Raw genomic sequence first — 261 nt, 5'->3', positions numbered from 1 at the left:
AGTCGCCACGATGCAATAGCCCGCCGCCTCGGTGTGGCCGGTTTTCAGGCCGTCCACGCTGGGATCCAGCCACAACAGGCGGTTGCGATTGGGCTGGGTAATATTGTTATAGGTAAAGGTCTTGGCCGAGTCATAGGACTTGTACAGCTCGGGATAATCGCGGATGAAGCGCGTGGCCAGGATCGACAGGTCACTGACCGTGGAATACGTGCCCGCGTCCGGCAGGCCATGCGGACTGGCGAAATGCGTGCCGTGCAGGCC

Annotated in this window: 1 protein-coding gene; it reads right to left on the bottom strand. The window is 60.9% G+C overall.

Translation table 11 applies throughout. From position 1 onward, the window contains the following. Window positions 1-261: D-alanyl-D-alanine carboxypeptidase family protein (locus tag SB751_RS32020; protein ID WP_410749268.1), on the bottom strand; the 261-nt coding region annotated here is incomplete at both ends.

The sequence above is a fragment of the Cupriavidus sp. SIMBA_020 genome, from assembly GCF_046535395.1.
GTDB lineage: Bacteria > Pseudomonadota > Gammaproteobacteria > Burkholderiales > Burkholderiaceae > Cupriavidus > Cupriavidus campinensis.
Note: the sequence above shows the minus strand (reverse complement) of the source record. Positions and strands in the feature narration are given on the sequence as shown.